The organism is Janthinobacterium sp. 67, assembly GCF_002797895.1.
Classification (GTDB): domain Bacteria; phylum Pseudomonadota; class Gammaproteobacteria; order Burkholderiales; family Burkholderiaceae_D; genus Janthinobacterium.
The window spans coordinates 4,229,752-4,247,738 of record NZ_PGES01000001.1 but is presented as its reverse complement, the minus strand read 5'-3'; the positions used below and the strand labels follow the sequence as shown (position 1 = coordinate 4,247,738).

The window sequence follows — 17,987 nt, the reverse complement described above, 5'->3', positions numbered from 1 at the left end:
ACCATCACCGGCGTTTCCGGAGCCGGCGATTGTCGGATACCGGCCGATGCGGGCAATCGTAGGTCGGCTTAGCGCGCAGCGCGCAAGCCGACATCAAGCGGGTGATCAATTACCCAGCTGCGCCTTGGTATAAAAACCGTCATCAACGAGAATGTTCACATTCGCCTTGGTCAGCGGCGTTGGCTTCAGCAGCACCGTGCTGACCTTTTTCAGGCCGTTTTCATAGCTGGAGTTGTAGGCCGGCTTTTCATTGCGCGCCAGTTGCACGGCCAGCTTGGCCGCTTCCGATGCGATGGTTTTCAACGGTTTGTAGACGGTCATCGATTGCGTGCCGGCGATGACGCGTTTCACGGCCGCCAGATCGGCGTCCTGGCCCGAGACCGGCACCTTGCCGGCCAGTTTTTGCGCAGCCAAAGCCTGGATGGCGCCGCCGGCCGTGCCGTCGTTCGAGGCGACGATGGCGTCGATCTTGTTGCCGTTGGCCGTCAGCGCGTTTTCCACGATGGACAGCGCTTCGGTGGCGCTCCAGTCCTTCACCCATTGCTGGCCGACGATCTTGATGTCGCCCTTGTCGATGAACGGTTTCAATACCTTCATCTGGCCTTCGCGCAGCATCTTGGCGTTGTTGTCGGTCGGCGAGCCGCCCAGCAGGTAGTAATTGCCCTTCGGTTGCAGCTTGGTCACGCCTTCGGCCTGCATCTCGCCCACTTTCTCGTTGTCGAACGAGATATACGCGTCGATATCGGCGTTCAGGATCAGGCGGTCATACGACAGCACCTTGATGCCGGCCTTTTTCGCTTCCTTGACGGTGTTATTGAGCACCGTCGCGTTGAACGGCACGATCACCAGCACGTCCACGCCGCGCGAGATCAGGTTTTCGATCTGCGAAATCTGGCGCTGCTCGCTGGCGTCGGCCGACTGCACGAAGACCTTGGCACCCTGCTTTTCGGCGGCGGCGATGAAGAAGTCGCGGTCGCGCGTCCAGCGTTCCACGCGCAAATCGTCGATGGAGAAGCCGATTTTCGGGTTTTTCGCATCGGCCAGGGCGGCGCTGCTGCTCAATGCCAGCATGGCGGTCATGATGGCTGCACTGATGATCTTGTTCATTGTGTGTCTCCTTGTGGATTTTATTAACAACGTTTTTTAACTGCGGGTACTGCTGAAAATCTGGTGATGCTGGTGTTGTCGGCTTGCGCGCGGAGCGCTAAGCCGGCCTACACCTATCTGCCTGCTAATGGTTATGGCGCGGCAGGGTCTGGCCCACGGCACGGTATTTCAGGGCCAACTCCATGCAGGCGCCCGTTTCCAGCTGGCCCACGCTGGCGCGGTAGATTTCCTGCCACGGCGTGGCGCTGTCGTTGACGGGCGGCGGCAGCTCCTGCGCGCGGCGCGCCAGTTCGCCAGCATCGACCAGCATGTCGCACTGGCCCCCGTTCAAGTCCACGCGGATGATGTCGCCCGTGCGCAACAGCGCCAGGCCGCCGCCCACGGCGCTTTCCGGCGACGCGTTCAGGATCGACGGGCTGTCCGAGGTGCCCGACTGGCGCCCGTCGCCCAGGGTCGGCAGGTTCAGAATGCCGGCTTTGAGCAAGGCGTCGGGCGGCTGCATGTTGACCACTTCGGCCGAACCGGGCCAGCCCACGGGACCTGCGCCGCGCATGACCAGCATGCAGCTGTCGTCGATGTTGAGCGCCGGGTCGTTGATGCGCGCGTGGTAGTCGGCAGAACCGTCAAAGACGATGGCGCGCGCCTCGAACACGCCTTCGCTGCCGGGACGCGACAGGTAGCGCTCGCGGAAAGCGGGCGAAATCACGCTGGTCTTCATGATGGCGAAGTCGAACAGGTTGCCCTGCAAGGCCATGAAACCGGCCTTTTCCTTCAGCGGAGCGGCAAACGGGCGGATCATCTCGCGATCAGTACTTTCGCGTCCGGCCAGGTTCGCCGCCATGCTCTGGCCCGTGACCGTCAACCGGTCCGCATGCAGCAAGCCCGCCTGCTGCAGCTCCCACATGACGGCCGGCACGCCACCGGCGCGGTGGAAGCGCTCGCCCAAATACTTCCCGGCCGGCTGCATGTTCAACAGCAGCGGCACGTCGTAGCCGTGTTCCATCCAGTCGCTCGAATGCAATTCCACGCCCGCATGGCGCGCCATGGCCATCAGGTGCGGCTGGGCGTTGGTCGAGCCGCCGATGGCCGCGTTGACGATGATGGCGTCCAAAAACGCCTCGCGCGTGAGAATGCTCGACGGGCGCACGTCGTCATGCGCCATGGCGACGATGCGGCGTCCCGTTTCATAGGCGATCTGGCCCCGTTCGCGGTATGGCGCGGGAATCGCCGAGCAGCCCGTCAGCGACATGCCCAAGGCTTCCGCCAGCGCATTCATGGTCGATGCCGTGCCCATGGTGTTGCAATGACCGGCCGACGGCGCGGAGGCGGCGGCGATCTGCAGGAATTTGTCATTGTCGATCAAGCCGGCGGACAGCTGGCGGCGGCCCTTCCAGATGGCCGCGCCGGAACCCACCAGTTCGCCGTCCATCCAGCCGTCGAGCATGGGGCCGCCCGACAGCACGATGGCGGGAATGTCCACCGTGGCGGCGGCCATCAATTGCGCCGGCGTCGTCTTGTCGCAGCCCGTCGTCAGCACCACGGCGTCGATCGGGTAGCCATGCAGGATTTCCACCAGGCCCAGATACGCGAGGTTGCGGTCCAGCGCGGCCGTGGGACGGCGGCAATTTTCAAAAATCGGGTGCAGCGGGAATTCCATCGGGATGCCGCCCGCGTCGCGGATGCCGTCGCGCACGCGCTGCGCCAGCTCCAGGTGGATGCGGTTGCAGGGACTGATGTCGCTGCCGCTTTGCGCAATGCCGATGATGGGCCGGCCCGAACGCAGTTCCTCGGCCGTGATGCCATAGTTCATGAAGCGCTCGAGGTACAGCGCCGTCATGTCGATGTGGTCGGGATTGTCGAACCAGTCCTGCGAACGGAAGCGCCGCGCCTGGCGGTTGCCTGCGGTGCTCATGCGCCGTACCAGCCTGCGTCGACGTAGTATTCGCGTCCCGCGCACTTGGCCGCGTTGTCCGACGCGAGGAACAGCGCCAGCGCCGCCACGTCTTCCGGCTCCACGCGCAGCTGCAGGCATTGGCCCTGCAGGATTACGGCTTCCGCTTCCGGCGTATGCCACAGTTTTTCCTGGCGCGGCGTGCGCACGGCGCCGGGAATGATGCAGTTGACGCGGATGCCGTCGACGCCCAGGTCGCGCGCCAGGCCGCGGGTCAGGCCCTCGATGCCGGCTTTGGCCGTCATGTAGATCGACAGGCGCGCTTGCGCCAGGTGCCAGGAAATCGACCCCAGGTTGAGGATCACGCCGCTGCCCTTGGCGCGCATGGCGGGCGCCACGGCCTGGGCGCAGAAATACTGGTGGCGCAGGTTGACGGCCATGCGCTCGTCCCAGTAGGCGGGCGTGACGTCCTGCAGTTCGTGGCGGTCGTCATTGGCCGCATTGTTGATGAGGATATCCGTGGCGCCCGCGCTGTGTGCGATCTCGGCGAAGGTGGCGGCCAGGGCGGCCAGGTCCGTCAGGTCGCAATAGCGGAAAACGGGCGGCTGCGGCAGGTGGGCCAGCTTGTCCTGCAGCGCCAGCGACGCCTCGCGGGCGATGTCGAGAAAGGTGACGTGGGCGCCCTGGCGCGCGAACGCCTCGACGATGGCTACGCCGATGCCGGTGCCGCCGCCCGTGATGACGACGCGCTTGCCGGCCAGGCTAGGGTAAGTTGCATGCTGCATGGTGTCTCTCTTTTTAAAATAATCGGATCAAAGCAAGCCGCGTTGCGCCAGGTTCTGGTACAGCGCGCGCACGCCGAACGTCCAGGGGGCAATCGCATCGCAGCGCTGTACTTCGTTGACCAGCGCGCCCAGCGCGGCGCTGGCAATCGTCACCCTGTCGCCCAGGTGGTGCGTAAAACCGCCGCCCTGCGCGCCGCGGTCCTTCACGGGCGAGAACATGGTCCCCAGGAACAGCATGAAGCCGTCCGGATACTGGTGGTACTGGCCGGCAGTCTGGCGCACCAGGTCGAGCGGGTCGCGGCTGATTTCACGCATGAAGCTGGCGCCTTCGAGCACGAAATCGTCGTCCGCGCCTTCGATCAGCAGCGACACTTCCGCCTCGCGCACGGTGTCGAGCGTGAAGTGCTCGTCGAACAGGCGGATGAAGGGGCCGATGGCGCAGGAGCCGTTGTTGTCCTTGGCCTTGCCCAGCAAGAGGGCGCTGCGCCCTTCGATGTCGCGCAGGTTGACGTCGTTGCCCAGGGTCGCCCCCAGCACTTCGCCGCGGCTGTTGACGGCCAGGACGATCTCGGGCTCCGGGTTGTTCCAGGCGGACGATGGCAACAAGCCCACTTGCGCGCCGCAGCCCACCGACGACATCGGCTGCGCCTTGGTAAACACTTCCGCATCGGGGCCGATGCCCACTTCCATGTATTGCGACCAGGCGCCGCGCTGCTGCAACTGCTGTTTCAGGCGCTGCGCCGCGTCCGAGCCCGGCTTCAATGCCGACAAGTCGCCGCCCAGGGTCATTTGCAGGGCGGTGCGCAGGCTGGCCGCGCGCGCCGCGTCGCCACCCGCCTGTTCCTCGATCACCCGTTCGAGCAGGCTGACGGCGAAAGTCACGCCGCAGGCCTTGACGGCCTGCAGGTCGCACGGCGCCAGCAGCAGCGGCTCGCCGGCCGGCGCGGCCAGCGCCTGCTCCAGCAGCGTTTGCACGGGGCCGAGCGCAATGCCGGGCGCATGGCGGACGATCTCGAGCGCATCGCTGCGCTCGAACAGCTCGGCCACCGTCGCTACCGTCTGCGTGATGTCGACCACTTCGCCGCCGCGCACGGCGACGACGCAGGGGCCGTCACGCCAGATGCGGCCGACAAGAAGGGCCTGCGCCAGGTCGGCGGGCAACAGGGAAGTGGGGGAAATCGGCTGCATGGCAAGCTTTCAAAAGATCGTGACGGGATGGCGGGTCTTCAAGTTCGGACCGATTCTGCGCGCCGCCCTGTATCGCCGCAATTACGAAAATCACCAAATTGAATGATGATTATTGGTATTGCAGCGCACCAAAAAAAGCCGCCGCCGGGCCCCCGTTTCCGCTCTGTGCGCAGGCGGCAAGGCGCGCCATGGCGCATTGCATCAATTGACCCATCGATATCGTTTTGGATATCACCAATGCGAAAAAAGTGATTGGTGAGGGATGGATGGACAAACTAGTATCAGCCGTGGCCTGCAATCGGCCATTCGCACGGAGCCCGCCCACTGGACGACGGCCCTGGCACATTCAACTATCGAAGACGGTGGAGACCTGAAATGAAAACAACAATGAAAATGCTGACCGCGAGCCTGGCGCTGGCCATCTCCGGCATGGCGGTAATGCCCGTGGCAAGCGCCGCAGACAAGGGCGCGATCGGCATCTCGATGCCAACCAAATCGTCCATGCGCTGGATCGCCGACGGCGACAACATGGTCAAGGTATTCAAGGAGCGCGGCTACAAGACGGACTTGCAGTTTGCCGACGACGATATCCCGAACCAGCTGGCGCAGGTGGAAAACATGATCACCAAGGGCGCCAAGGTGCTGGTGATCGCCGCCATCGACGGCACCACCTTGTCGAACGTGCTGCAAAAGGCGGCCGACAAGGGCATCAAGGTCATTTCGTATGACCGTCTGATCCGCGGCACGAAGAACATCGATTACTACGCCACCTTCGACAACTTCCAGGTCGGCGTACTGCAGGCGGGCTATATCGAATCGGCGCTGAAGCTGAAAGAAGGCAAAGGCCCGTTCAATATCGAACTGTTCGGCGGCTCGGCCGACGACAACAATGCGCACTTCTTCTACAACGGCGCGCTGTCGGTGCTGAAACCCTACATCGACAGCGGCAAGCTGGTGGTGCGCTCGAAGCAGATGGGCATGGAAAAGGTCGCCACCCTGCGCTGGGATGGCGCCGTGGCGCAAGCCCGCATGGACAACCTGCTCAGCGCCTACTACGGCAATGCGCGCGTCGACGCCGTGCTGTCGCCATATGACGGCTTGAGCATCGGCATCCTGTCCTCGCTCAAGGGCGTCGGCTACGGCACGCCGAAGCAGCCGTTCCCCGTCGTGACGGGCCAGGATGCGGAAATCCCGTCGGTGAAATCGATCATCCGCGGCGAACAGGCATCGACCGTGTTCAAGGACACGCGCGAACTGGCCAAGGTCACGGCCAACATGGTCGACGCGATGATGAGCGGCAAGACGCCGACCGTCAACGATACCAAGACCTATAACAACGGCGTGAAAGTCGTGCCGTCCTACCTGTTGAAACCGGTCACCGTCGACAAGGCGAACTGGAAGCAGGTGCTCGTCACCGGCAGCGGCTACTACACGGAAGCGCAAGTGAAATAAGCATCCACGGTACTGAAGGCCCGGCGCTACCGGGCCTTTCGCTTCACGCACGATCAAGAACAAGACTGCCGCACGACCGATGCCGACCAGCGCGGCCGTGCCAGAGAGGTTATATGACGAACACTATCCTGGAAATGCGCGGGATACGCAAAACATTCCCGGGCGTCGTTGCGCTCGACAATGTCAACCTGCGGGTACGCAGCGGCGAGATCCACGCCATCGTGGGCGAAAACGGCGCCGGCAAATCGACCCTGATGAAAGTGCTCAGCGGCGTCTACGGCCATGGCAGCTATACGGGCGACATCGATTACCTGGGCCAGACGCGGCACTTCCGCGGCATCAAGGACAGCGAAGAAATCGGCATCATCATCATCCACCAGGAACTGGCACTCGTGCCCCAGCTGTCGATCGCCGAGAATATCTTTCTCGGCAACGAACCGTCCAGCATGGGCGTCATCGACTGGGAATACGCGCAAAGCAAGACGCGCGAACTGCTGCACAAAGTCGGCCTGAAAGAGTCCCCGGACACCCTGATCACCAACCTGGGCGTGGGCAAGCAGCAGCTGATCGAGATCGCCAAGGCGCTGTGCAAGGACGTCAAGCTGCTGATCCTCGACGAGCCGACGGCCAGCTTGAACGAAAGCGACAGCGCGGCCCTGCTCGACCTGCTGCTGGGCCTGAAAGCGCAGGGCATCGCTTCGATCCTGATTTCGCACAAGCTCAATGAAATTTCAAGAGTCGCCGATGCCATCACGGTGCTGCGCGACGGGAACACGGTCGACAGTTTCGACTGCCGCGTGGAACCCGTCAGCGAAGACCGCATCATCGAAAAAATGGTCGGACGCGAAATGGCCGACCGCTATCCGCCGCGCACGCCCACCATCGGCGAGACCATTTTCGAAGTGCGCGACTGGCGCGTCTTCCATCCCGAGCATGCCGACCGCCCCGTCATCAAGGGCATCAACATGCATGCCAAAAAGGGAGAGATCATCGGCATCGCCGGTTTGATGGGCTCCGGACGCACGGAACTGGCGATGAGCATTTTCGGCCGCGCCTACGGCCAGCGCATCAGCGGCACGGTACTCAAGAATGGCCAGGAGATCGACGTCAGCACCATCGGCAAGGCGATCGCCCATGGCCTCGCGTACGTGACGGAAGACCGCAAGGGCCTGGGCCTGATCCTCGAGGAAGACATCCAGAAGAACACCAGCCTGGCCAACCTCGATGCGATTTCCAGGCACATGGTAATCGACGAGCAGCGTGAATTCAGCGTGGCCGAGGATTTCCGCCGCAAGCTCAAGACCCGCTGCTCGAGCGTGGCGCAGAAGGTGGTCAATCTGTCGGGCGGCAACCAGCAGAAAGTGGTGCTGGCGAAGTGGCTGTTTTCGCGCCCCGACGTGCTGATCCTCGATGAACCGAGCCGCGGCATCGACGTGGGCGCCAAATACGAGATCTACAGCATCATCAGCGACCTGGCCGCCGAAGGCAAATGCATCATCATGATCTCGTCGGAAATGCCGGAATTGCTGGGCATGTGCGACCGGATCTATGTCATGAACGAAGGCCGCTTCGCGGCAGAACTGAGCGCGGCAGAAGCATCGCAGGAGCGAATCATGCGCGCGATCGTTACACACGGAGAAAACAATGGACAATAAACTGACAGCAGGCGCGCCGGCAGCAGCAGCGCCAGCGGCCGCGCCGCAAGCGAAAAGCTATGCCGGCTTTTTGAAGAACAATATGCGCGACTACGGCATGCTGCTCTCGCTGATCGTCATCATGGGCTTTTTCCAGTACATGACCGACGGCACCCTGATGCAGCCGCTGAACCTGACCAACCTGGTGCTGCAAAACAGCTACATCGTCATCATGGCGCTGGGCATGCTGATGGTGATCGTGGCCGGCCATATCGATTTGTCCGTCGGCTCGGTGGTCGGCTTCGTCGGCGCGCTGGCGGCCGTCCTGATCGTCAACTACAACATGAATTTTGTCGCCGCCAGCATCCTCTGCCTGCTGGCCGGCGCCGTCATCGGCGGCGCGCAAGGCTATTTCGTCGCCTTCTTCAAAATCCCGTCCTTCATCGTCACCCTGGCCGGCATGCTGGTCTTCAAGGGCCTGACCCTGGCGCTGCTGGCAGGCCAGTCGGTCGGCCCCTTCCCTGAAGGCTTCCAGATGCTCAGCTCGGGCTTCCTGCCCGACCCGTTCGGCGGCGAAAACCTGCGCGGCTTTTCGCTGCTGTTGGGCGTGATCGCCGCCGCGGCGCTGATCTTCACCTCGCTGCGCAGCCGCGCCAAGCAACTGAAGCACGGCATGGAAAACGAGCCGCGCGCCTTCTTCCTGCTGAAAAACGCGGTCTTCGCCGCCGTGATGGTGTATTTCAGCTATCTGCTGGCGTCGTACCGCGGCTTCCCCAACGTGCTGGCCGTGATGTCGCTGCTCATCGTCGCCTACACCTTCATTACCAACCGCACCGTGCTGGGCCGCCGCGTGTATGCCGTGGGCGGCAACGAGAAGGCGGCGCGGCTGTCCGGCATCAAGACGGAACGGGTCAGCTTCTACACCTTCGTCAACATGGGCATGCTGGCCGCGCTGGCCGGCCTGATCTTCGCGGCGCGCCTGAACACGGCCACGCCGAAGGCCGGTACGGGTTTCGAGCTGGACGTGATCGCCGCCTGCTTCATCGGCGGCGCCTCGGCGTCGGGCGGCGTGGGCAAGGTGATGGGAGCCGTCATCGGCGCCTTCATCATGGGCGTGATGAACAACGGCATGTCCATCATGGGCATCGGCATCGACTATCAGCAAGTGATCAAGGGCCTGGTGCTGCTGGCGGCCGTCTTCATCGACGTCATTAATAAAAATAAATGAGAAGAACAAGGAAGTACAGGTTCGAGCCTTAGGGGGCTCTGGCCGGCGCTTGCGCCGGCCTTTTTCATTTATGTGATCGCCAGGCGCGCCGCCCTGTCGCCCCACCACGCGGCCTCTTCAAATACGGAAAAGCCCGACAGATCGGCATGCGCGAACAGAATCGCGCCGTCGTGCTCGCGCAAGGCTTTGAGTCCCGCATTGCTGCGAAATCCCGGTAACGGTGCGGCCATGGCGTGGCCTCGCACGGTGATGTCGACGCGCTCGACGCAGCGGGCGAAATCGCGCCCGTACGCCGTCTTCAAATCGACGCTGGCCAGCGCCAGCAATTCTTCGGGCGTGGCTGTGTCAAGCCATTTGCGCGCTTGCTGCGGCGTGCGGTCGGACAGGGCCACGTAGGCGCTGAAGACGGTTTTCTCGGGCGGGCGCACGCGGATGTCCTGGTGGGTCGAGACGACATAGCCCAGGCCCGGTTCCTGGTACACGACGTTGTCCCAGCACAGGGGCGCGTGCGGCAATTCGTCGGGAAAGCGTTTAAGCAGGAAATTGGCCACCATCCACGGCGCATACGCGGGCGTATCGCGCTTCGCATCAAAGCCATAGCTGGCGATATTCTCCACCACGCGCGCCGCGACATACAGCGGCATGGCGCAGATGGCCTTGCGCGCCTTGACCAGGTAGGTGCGCGGCTGGCCATCGACCAGTTCCAGGCACAGCGCTTCGACGCCCTGCTCCGTCGTCCGCACGGAGACCACCGTGCCGCTCTTGCGCCGCACGCCCGACGCCTGCTCCATCGCCGTGGCCACCGGCTGCATGCCGCCCGGCCAGGTCAGCCAGGCGCCGTTGCCCGCGTTCGCCGCCTGTCCCCAGCGGCTGCAATAGTAATGCAGGCCGGCCCAGGCCGAGACCTGGTCGTAGCGCGTGCCGTAGTCGTCGCGGCAGCAGTAATTCAGATACCAGTGCAGGGTGGGCGAGGTATAGCCTTCACGCTCCATCCACTGTTTTAACGTGATGGTGTCGAGCGCCTGCCAGGCCGGGTCTTGCGACGATTCCAGGGTGGGAAAAACGAAGACACGCTTGCCGTCGTTGCCATGCGCCTGGCGCAAACGCCGCACCTCGGCAAAGAAGCGCTCGTGCTGCGCCAGTTCCGCAGGCGGCACGCCTTCGGTGGGAATGAAGCCATCCTGCCAGTGGCCGTTGAACAGCAAGCGCTCTTCCGGCGCGTGCAGGATGTAGCGCTCGTCGTAGTATGGTTTTTCCGCCTGCGGATCGCGCTCGATGATCCCCAGGTCGAACAGGATTTCGCGCACATGGGTCGATTCGGGCGACGGCAGCGGCAGGTAGTGGCCACCCGTGGGATAAGCCAGGTCGCCGAACTGCCCGCCGGCCGCGTTGCCATACGGCTGCGGGCCATCGATCATGAGGAAATCCTTGTGCCCCAGCTTGTTCAGGCGCCAGGCGGCCGTCAGGCCGGCGATACCCGAGCCGAGGATGGCCACGTCCGTCGTGACGGTTGCCGAAGGCGCCGGCAGCGCCGTGCGCTCGCGCAGCAGCTTGCGCAAAAAATGCCCCTCGCTGCGGCCCGGGTACAGCACCTTCGGCGTGATTTCCTGCCAGCGCAGATACGCGGCGATGCTGCCGATGCCCACGGCCGCCGCCGCGGTGCCGCCGGCGGCCCACAGCATGAAAGAGCGGCGCTGCATCAGCGGATCACCTGGCGCCAGTCCTGCTCGAATTCATGCACGAGCGACTGGGTATTCAGGCGATTCGGCGCCATCGGCAGCGGCTGCATGTCGGGCGGGAAGATGAACATCTCGCGCGTGGTGTCCGCATTCAGGTAGCGCATCGGCAGGCGGTATTTCGTCGGCGGTGTGTAGTCGAGCTGGGGCGAAGCGAGAATAAAACCCCATTCGCCGAACGAGGGTACGTAGGCGTGGTAGGGCCAGGTGCGCATGCCCACTTCGCGCAGGGTCGAATTGATGGTCCAGTAGGCGTGCGGGGCAAAGAACGGCGACGTCGATTGCACCACCATCAGGCCCTTGGCGGCCAGGTGCTTTTTCACCAGGTCGTAGAACGGCACCGAGTACAGTTTGCCGAGCGCGAAGCTGGAGGGATCGGGGAAGTCGACGATGGCCGCGTCGAACATGTCGCCGCTGTTGCGCAGCCAGACGGCCGCATCGGCATTGACGACGGTGACGCGCTTGTCCGAGAACGAGCCCTTATTCAGCTTTGCCAGTTCCGGGCGCGTGGTGAACGCGGCCGTAATGGCCGGGTCGAGGTCGACCACGGTGACGTGTTCGATCTGTGGATAACGGAGGATTTCGCGCAGCGCCAGGCCATCGCCGCCACCCAGCACCAGCACGCGGCGCGCCCACGGCAAGGCCTCGAGCACGGGGTGCACGAGCGCTTCGTGATAGCGGTACTCGTCGCGCGAAGAAAACTGCAAATTGCCGTTGATGTACAGCCGCGTATCGTCCTTCCAGCGCGTAATCACCAGGCGCTGGTAGGGCGTGGTGGTGGAATAGACGATCTCGTCGCCGAACAGGCCGTGTTCTCCCCAGGCCACCATGCGGTCCGACATGGCAAAGCCGGCGATCAGCAGCAGCATCACGGCGCAGGCGCGCAGCAAACGCCCCGTGAGGTTCTTCAGCTCCGCGCGGAATACCCAGATCGTCCACAGGCCCACGCCCACGTTGAGCATGCCGAACAGAAAGCCCGTGCGCACCAGGCCCAGGTACGGCGACAGCACCAGCGGGAACAGCAGGGAGACGGCCAGCGCGCCCAGGTAATCGAAGGTCAGCACGCGGCTGACCAGCTCGGAAAATTCCGTCTGGCGCGAGTTCAGGGCGCGCATCACCAGCGGCACTTCCATGCCGACCAGTGCGCCGATCAGGAACACCATCACATACAATAAGGTGCGAAATGGCGCGGCCATCCACGAAAACGTCATGAACAGGATGGCGGCCGACAGGCCGCCGATCAGGCCCACGGCCAGCTCGATGTCGACGAAGCGCGAGAGCACGTCGTCGTCCTTTACATACTTTGAAAAGTGAGCGCCCACACCCATGGCAAACAGGTAGCAGCCGATGATGGTGGAAAACTGCAGGATGGAGTCGCCGAGCAGATAGCTAGACATGGCGCCGGCGATCAGTTCATACGCGAGGCCGCAGGAGGCGACCACGAAGACGGACAAAATCAGAATCTTTTTGTTCATTGGACTTTTTTTGTTCTAATATGCGTTGACGTTATCAAATGCTCATTGCGAGGAATGCCGTGCCCGACATCCTAAACTATCTGATCCATCTTATACTGGCCGCCGCGCTGCTGATTGCCTTTTTTATCATCTACACGCGCGTCACGCCATATAACGAAGTGCTGCTGATCCGCCAGGGCAACCACGCGGCGGCCCTGTCGCTGAGCGGCGCGCTGCTGGGCTTTTCCGCTACCATCGCCTCGTCCCTGATGCACACGGCCGGCTACCAGCAATTCTTCGCCTGGGCCTTCGGCGCCATGGTGGTGCAGCTGCTCGTCTATGTGGTGACCACGCGCTTGCTGCGCATGTCGAAGGACCAGATCGAATCGAACAACAGCGCTTTCGGCGGCCTGCTGGGCACCATCTCGCTGTCGATCGGCGCCATCAACGCCGCCTGCATTTCCTGACACCGCTTTATCTTTTTCAAGGACATCCATCATGAGCCTCGGCAGCTTTATCAAGAAGCAGTTTATCGACGTACTGCAGTGGAACGAAGAGACGGAAGGCGTGCTGGCCTGGCGTTTTCCCATGCAGGATTTCGAGATCCAGAACGGCGCCATCCTCAACGTGCGCGAATCGCAGGTCGCCGTCTTCGTCAATGAAGGCAAGATCGCCGACGTCTTCGGTCCCGGCACGCACAAGCTGACGACGCAAACCCTGCCGCTGCTGACCAACCTGAAAAACTGGGACAAGCTGTTCGACTCGCCCTTCAAGTCGGACGTGTATTACTTCAGCACCCGCGTGCAGACTGGCCGCAAGTGGGGCACGCCGCAGCCGATCACCATCCGCGACAAGGATTTCGACATGATCCGCGTGCGCGCCTTCGGCATGTACTCGTACCGCATCGCCGACGCCCGCACCTTCTTCACCGAGATCAGCGGCACGCGCGAAATCTATACGCGCGACGAGGTGGAAGACCAGTTGCGCGGCATTCTGATGTCGAGCATGGCCAGCTCGCTGGGCGGCGCGAATGTCCCCTTCCTCGACATGGCGGCCAACCAGGCGCTGATGGCGCAGGAAGTCAAGGATGGCCTGGCGCAGGCGTTTTCCCGCTACGGCGTGGGCCTCGATGAATTCAACGTGGCCAGCATCAGCCTGCCAGAGGAATTGCAGGCGGCGCTCGACGAACGCATCTCGGCCGGCATGAAGGGCGGCCTGGGCGCCGACAAGATGAGCGGCTACACGAAATTCCAGGTGGCCAACGCGATCCCGCTGGCGGCGCAAAACGAAGGCGGCATGGCCGGCATCGGTGCGGGACTGGGCGCCGGACTGTCGATCGGCCAGGTGATGGCGCAAAGCATGGGCGGCGCGCTGCAGCAGCCGGCACCGGCGCCGCCGCCTGCCCCCGCGGAAGAACCGATCGAGGCACGCCTGGAAAAGCTCAAGGGCCTGCTGGACAAGGGTCTCATCTCGCCGGCCGACTACGACGGCGCCAAGGCTGAACTGCTGAAAAAACTGATCGGCTAAGCGCGACTGCATGCAAACTGTTTCCTGTCCCAGCTGCGGCGCGGAAGTCCATTTCCGCTCGCACGCTTCCGTGCTCGCCGTGTGCGAGTACTGCCACAGCACCATCCTCAAGGACGCCGATTCCGTCAGGGACCTGGGCAAGATGTCGGCCGTCCTGGAAGACTATACGCCGATCCAGATCGGCACGGCCGGCGTGCACGATGGCGTGCACTTCACCGTCGTCGGGCGCATCCAGCAGCGCTACAGCGCCGGCACGTGGAACGAGTGGTATCTGCTGTTCGACGACACGAGCACCGCCTGGCTGGGCGACTCGTCCGGCCTGTACACCCTGACGCGCGAACGCAAGACGCAGGACGCCCTGCCCGCCTTTGGCGAGCTGGTGCCGGGCAGGCGCTACACGATTTGCGGCGAGCCGTACACGGCGGCCGAGATCCGCAGCGCCGAATGCATCGCCGGGCAGGGAGAACTGCCGTTCAAGGTGGGCGCCGGCTGGCGCATCCAGGTGGCGGACTTGCGCAACTACGCCAGCTTTGTCACGCTCGATTACACGGATGGCCCGCAACCGGTCGTCTACCAGGGCGTGGCCGTCACCCTGGACAGTTTGAAGTGCCAGCTGCTGCGCGACGACGATGCGATCGCCAAGAGCGCCGGCAAGTACCGCGGCAAGCTCGATGCGCTCGACTGCCCCTCCTGCGGCAGCGGCATCAAGTACGTGCCTGGCGCGGCGGCGCAGCTCGTGTGCCCCGCCTGCCACGCGCAGCTCGACGCCAGCGGCCCGGAAGCGCAGGTGCTGGCCATCGGCAAGCAGGTGCACGAGAACGCCGACATCTCCCTGGAGCTGGGCGCCAGCGCAAAGATCAGCAATGTGAACTTCACGGTGATCGGCATGATGCGCCGCGCCGACGACGAAGGCAGCGAGTGGAACGAATACCTGCTGTACGGCGCGCGCGCCGGCTTCTTCTGGCTGGTGGAGACGGACGATGGCTGGTCGCGCTCGAACGTGCTGCCGAACTGGCCCAGCTGGGCGTCGCTGGACGCCGATACCTGCACGCTCGATGGCGCCACCTACCGCAAGCTGTATGACTACGGCTCGCAAGTCGTGTATGCGGCGGGCGCCTTCAACTGGAAGGTGGCCGTCGGCGACAGCACGCACGTGCATGAATTCGAGCAGGGACAGACCAAGCTGGCAGCCGAGATCACGGGTGAGGAAATGACCTGGTCGCGCTCCGTGCCCGTCGCCTATGACCAGATGAGCGCCTGGTTCGGCGCCGCCTTTCGCGGCGGCGACCAGGTGCACAATATCGAACTCAGTCACCGCGGCATCGCCAAGGTCTTCATGGTCATCGTGCTGGTCCTCAATGCGATCCCCATGTTCGTCTCGTTCTCCAGCACCTTGATGTGGAGTGTGCTGGGCTGCCTGGCGCTGTTCCTGCCCGCCGCTTTTCTCGACAAGAATGCAAAGAATCCCCGATGAGTAAATACGTGATCTATGCCCTGATGGTGACGTTTTCCGTCACGGCCGCCAACTGGGTGCGCATGTTCAAGGTGGCCGGCAGCGGCAGCAGCGGCGGCAGCAGCTGGAGTTCGCGCACGGGCGGCGGCGGCGGCAGCTATGGCGGCGGCTCCAGCGGCGGCAGCCACAAATAGGCATGGCGTCCACACCGCATCTGCCCCTGGGCATCCATCTGCTGGCCGATTTGTCGGGCATCGCGCCGGAACGCCTGCGCGACGGCGCCGCGCTCGAGCGCCTGCTACGCGACGCCGCCATCGCGGCCGGCGCGCAAGTGCTGCACGGCCATTTCCACAGCTTTGGCCCGGGCCAGGGCATCACGGGCGTGCTGCTGCTGGCCGAATCGCACATTTCCATCCACACGTGGCCGGAATGCGGCTTTGCCGCCGTCGACATCTTCATGTGCGGCGCGGCGCGGCCGCAGCTGGCGCTCGACATCCTCAAGGATGCGCTGCAGGCCGCGCATTGCCAGCTGCAGTCCGTGCGGCGCGCGCCGCCCGGGCATTCCTAGCGCCGCTGGTGGATCGCGTAGGGATCGCTTACACTGTCGGCTCATATCCCAACCGTGACTCCCATGCGCCGTTCCGCCCTACTTGCCCTGCCCCTGCTGCTGCTGGTTTCCGCCTGCGATGACTACACGGCGCCCAGCCTGTACCAGGCCACCACGCCCGAGTGCAAGACGTGGACGGAGGGCTCGCGCTTCGAGCTGCCGCGCGGTATCAGCATCTACGCCACGCCGCCCGTCACCTTAAAAGAAGGCGGCACGGAACTGGCGCTGATCTTTACCTTGCCCGTCGGTACGCAAGCCAGTTTTACGCGCCTGTCCTTCCTGCTGGAAGAACCGAAAAAGCCGCCCTTCGCCGAGGCCAAGGTGCTGACCATTTACCAGCGCGGCATGAACCAGAAGGCGGAGATCGTCGACGTCATCGAGCAGCTGCCCATCATGTTTTCCGCCGTCGGCAACAGCAAGGAAACGCAATGGCGCCTGCGTTTGCAACTGCCGCGCCAGCTGCCGCAGCGCTTCGATCTGTCGATGCCCGACATGCTCGTCGGCGGCAAGCGCTATCCGGTGCGCACGTTTACCTACCGCTATTTCCCCGAGCGCCAGGCTTACGGCATGTGCAGCTGAGCCACACATCCCGTTGACGGCGGCGCAGACCGCTGGCACACTGGTGTTTTCCATCACACAACAGGAGTAGACAACATGCGCCATTCGGATACTGCCGTGCTGTCGGCTGCCTGATCACCGTTTTTCCCCGCTAAGGTTTTTAGCCCGCAGTTCCCATACGCTGATCGCGTAGCCGACTTCCCGCCTCTCTCGTGCCAGTCATAACGACTGGCGGTGCCTGCACGCGCAGGCGACACGTCCGCACGCGGACGACAGAATACGGAATCACGCTACCATGATCGCATTCGATTTTGCGCAACTACGCCTTATCGGGCTGCAGCAGGCCATCGCCAGCGCAGCCACCCAGCTCGACATCTCTTCCCCAACCGCGCAGCTGATGCGCGTTTGCGCCGTGCACCGCGACAGCATCATCGTGCACGATGGCCTCCTGGAACAGCCAGCGCAGATCCTGCCGCGCCTGCTGCACGAGCTGCAGGAACGCGACACCATCCTCACGGTGGGCGACTGGGTCGCCGCCGACGCCGACGGTCACGCCATGCTGTGGATAACGGCGCACTTATCCCCAGTCACGCAGATCGCGCGGCGCGGCAATGACGGCCGGCGCCAACTGCTTGCCAGCAATGTCTATACGGCCCTGCTGGTGATGGGACTGGACGACGATTTTAATCCGCGCCGGCTGGAACGCTATCTGGCCATCGTGCTGGCGGCGCAAGTGGCGCCCGTGGTCGTGCTGAGCAAGGCCGACGTGGCCGACGACGTGCCGGGCAAGCTGGCGCAGCTCAGACAGCGCCTGCCGCCCCACGTGCCGCTGTTTGCCATCGATACGCGCCATGCGTATGACGTGGCCATCCTGGAACCGTGGCTGGACGCCGGCCAGACCCTGGTGCTGCTCGGTTCATCGGGCGCCGGCAAGTCCAGCCTGACCAATACTTTATGCGCGACGGAGCAGGCAACCAAGGGCGTGCGCCATGGCGACGGACGCGGCCGCCACACGACGACGGCCCGCTCGCTGCACCTGTGCGCCAGCGGTGCGTGCATCATCGACACGCCGGGGCTGCGCAGTTGGCAGGCCGATGCCGATGCGCAAACCTTGGCCGCTACCTTTGACGATATCGCGGCGCTGGCGGCGGCGTGCCAGTTCCGCGATTGCCGGCATGCGAGCGAACCTGGTTGCGCCGTGCGTGGCGCCGTCGATGGGGACCGCCTGCGCAATTATCACAAGCTGCTGCGCGATGCGCGGCGCGGCGAGGAAACGCCGCTCGAGCGCATCGCCGCGCGCGCCAAGTGGAAGACGATATTGAAGGCGGGACTGGAAAGGGGCAAGGACAAGCGCCGCTAATTTTTAC

General features: G+C 63.7%; 16 protein-coding genes. 10 read left to right on the top strand and 6 right to left on the bottom strand.

The features are described 5' to 3' along the window. Window positions 1-105: 105 nt before the first annotated feature. The 4 genes from xylF to CLU90_RS18985 all read right to left on the bottom strand — a co-directional run bounded on the left by xylF (window position 106) and on the right by CLU90_RS18985 (window position 4,971). Window positions 106-1,080, bottom strand: coding sequence for a D-xylose ABC transporter substrate-binding protein (gene xylF / locus CLU90_RS19000; protein ID WP_092713632.1), 975 nt, complete (start codon window positions 1,078-1,080; stop codon window positions 106-108). A 151-nt stretch (window positions 1,081-1,231) separates the two neighbouring features. Next, entirely contained in the window at window positions 1,232-3,019 is a 1,788-nt protein-coding gene (locus CLU90_RS18995; RefSeq protein ID WP_100428674.1) for an IlvD/Edd family dehydratase, read from the bottom strand. Continuing rightward, window positions 3,016-3,783 (bottom strand): SDR family NAD(P)-dependent oxidoreductase, encoded by a 768-nt coding sequence (locus CLU90_RS18990; protein WP_100428673.1) that lies wholly within the window; start codon window positions 3,781-3,783, stop codon window positions 3,016-3,018. Before CLU90_RS18990 ends, CLU90_RS18995 begins: the two co-directional genes overlap by 4 nt. A gap of 27 nt (window positions 3,784-3,810) precedes the next feature. After that, the gene (locus CLU90_RS18985) at window positions 3,811-4,971 is read right to left on the bottom strand and encodes a fumarylacetoacetate hydrolase family protein (RefSeq protein ID WP_100428672.1); all 1,161 of its coding nucleotides are present in this window, start codon (window positions 4,969-4,971) and stop codon (window positions 3,811-3,813) included. Window positions 4,972-5,400: 429 nt separating this feature from the next. Between CLU90_RS18985 and chvE the strand changes: the two genes are divergently transcribed. The 3 genes from chvE (at window position 5,401) to mmsB (ending at window position 9,285) form a co-directional block, all read left to right on the top strand. Next, window positions 5,401-6,423, top strand: coding sequence for a multiple monosaccharide ABC transporter substrate-binding protein (chvE, locus tag CLU90_RS18980; protein ID WP_223278970.1), 1,023 nt, complete (start codon window positions 5,401-5,403; stop codon window positions 6,421-6,423). A 113-nt stretch (window positions 6,424-6,536) separates the two neighbouring features. Then, the gene (gene mmsA, locus CLU90_RS18975) at window positions 6,537-8,078 is read left to right on the top strand and encodes a multiple monosaccharide ABC transporter ATP-binding protein (protein ID WP_092713214.1); all 1,542 of its coding nucleotides are present in this window, start codon (window positions 6,537-6,539) and stop codon (window positions 8,076-8,078) included. After that, on the top strand, window positions 8,068-9,285 hold the full coding sequence (gene mmsB / locus CLU90_RS18970) for a multiple monosaccharide ABC transporter permease (RefSeq protein ID WP_100428671.1): 1,218 nt from the start codon (window positions 8,068-8,070) through the stop codon (window positions 9,283-9,285). Before mmsA ends, mmsB begins: the two co-directional genes overlap by 11 nt. A 68-nt stretch (window positions 9,286-9,353) precedes the next feature. On the opposite strand, the gene CLU90_RS18965 is transcribed toward mmsB, so the two are convergent. Continuing rightward, window positions 9,354-10,985: an NAD(P)/FAD-dependent oxidoreductase gene (locus tag CLU90_RS18965; protein WP_100428670.1), complete on the bottom strand. Its 1,632-nt coding sequence runs from the start codon at window positions 10,983-10,985 to the stop codon at window positions 9,354-9,356. Further along, window positions 10,985-12,496, bottom strand: coding sequence for a polyamine aminopropyltransferase (locus CLU90_RS18960; RefSeq protein WP_100428669.1), 1,512 nt, complete (start codon window positions 12,494-12,496; stop codon window positions 10,985-10,987). Before CLU90_RS18960 ends, CLU90_RS18965 begins: the two co-directional genes overlap by 1 nt. 59 nt (window positions 12,497-12,555) lie before the next feature. Between CLU90_RS18960 and CLU90_RS18955 the strand changes: the two genes are divergently transcribed. From CLU90_RS18955 to rsgA, 7 genes are all read left to right on the top strand, one after another. Further along, window positions 12,556-12,942: a DUF350 domain-containing protein gene (locus CLU90_RS18955; RefSeq protein ID WP_092713630.1), complete on the top strand. Its 387-nt coding sequence runs from the start codon at window positions 12,556-12,558 to the stop codon at window positions 12,940-12,942. 31 nt (window positions 12,943-12,973) lie between these two features. Continuing rightward, window positions 12,974-14,002 (top strand): SPFH domain-containing protein, encoded by a 1,029-nt coding sequence (locus tag CLU90_RS18950; RefSeq protein WP_100428668.1) that lies wholly within the window; start codon window positions 12,974-12,976, stop codon window positions 14,000-14,002. Between the two features lie 10 nt (window positions 14,003-14,012). Then, entirely contained in the window at window positions 14,013-15,476 is a 1,464-nt protein-coding gene (locus tag CLU90_RS18945; protein ID WP_100428667.1) for a DUF4178 domain-containing protein, read from the top strand. After that, a complete protein-coding gene (locus tag CLU90_RS29720; RefSeq protein ID WP_157792409.1) occupies window positions 15,473-15,649 on the top strand; it encodes a hypothetical protein in 177 nt (58 codons plus the stop codon). The genes CLU90_RS18945 and CLU90_RS29720 overlap by 4 nt, the downstream gene beginning before the upstream one ends. Window positions 15,650-15,651: 2 nt before the next feature. Continuing rightward, complete coding sequence (speD, locus tag CLU90_RS18940) at window positions 15,652-16,023, top strand: adenosylmethionine decarboxylase (protein ID WP_092713202.1); 372 nt, start codon at window positions 15,652-15,654, stop codon at window positions 16,021-16,023. 63 nt (window positions 16,024-16,086) lie between these two features. Further along, a complete protein-coding gene (locus CLU90_RS18935; RefSeq protein WP_092713199.1) occupies window positions 16,087-16,641 on the top strand; it encodes a hypothetical protein in 555 nt (184 codons plus the stop codon). A gap of 274 nt (window positions 16,642-16,915) precedes the next feature. Further along, a complete protein-coding gene (gene rsgA, locus CLU90_RS18930; protein ID WP_100428666.1) occupies window positions 16,916-17,980 on the top strand; it encodes a ribosome small subunit-dependent GTPase A in 1,065 nt (354 codons plus the stop codon). Window positions 17,981-17,987 lie beyond the last annotated feature (7 nt).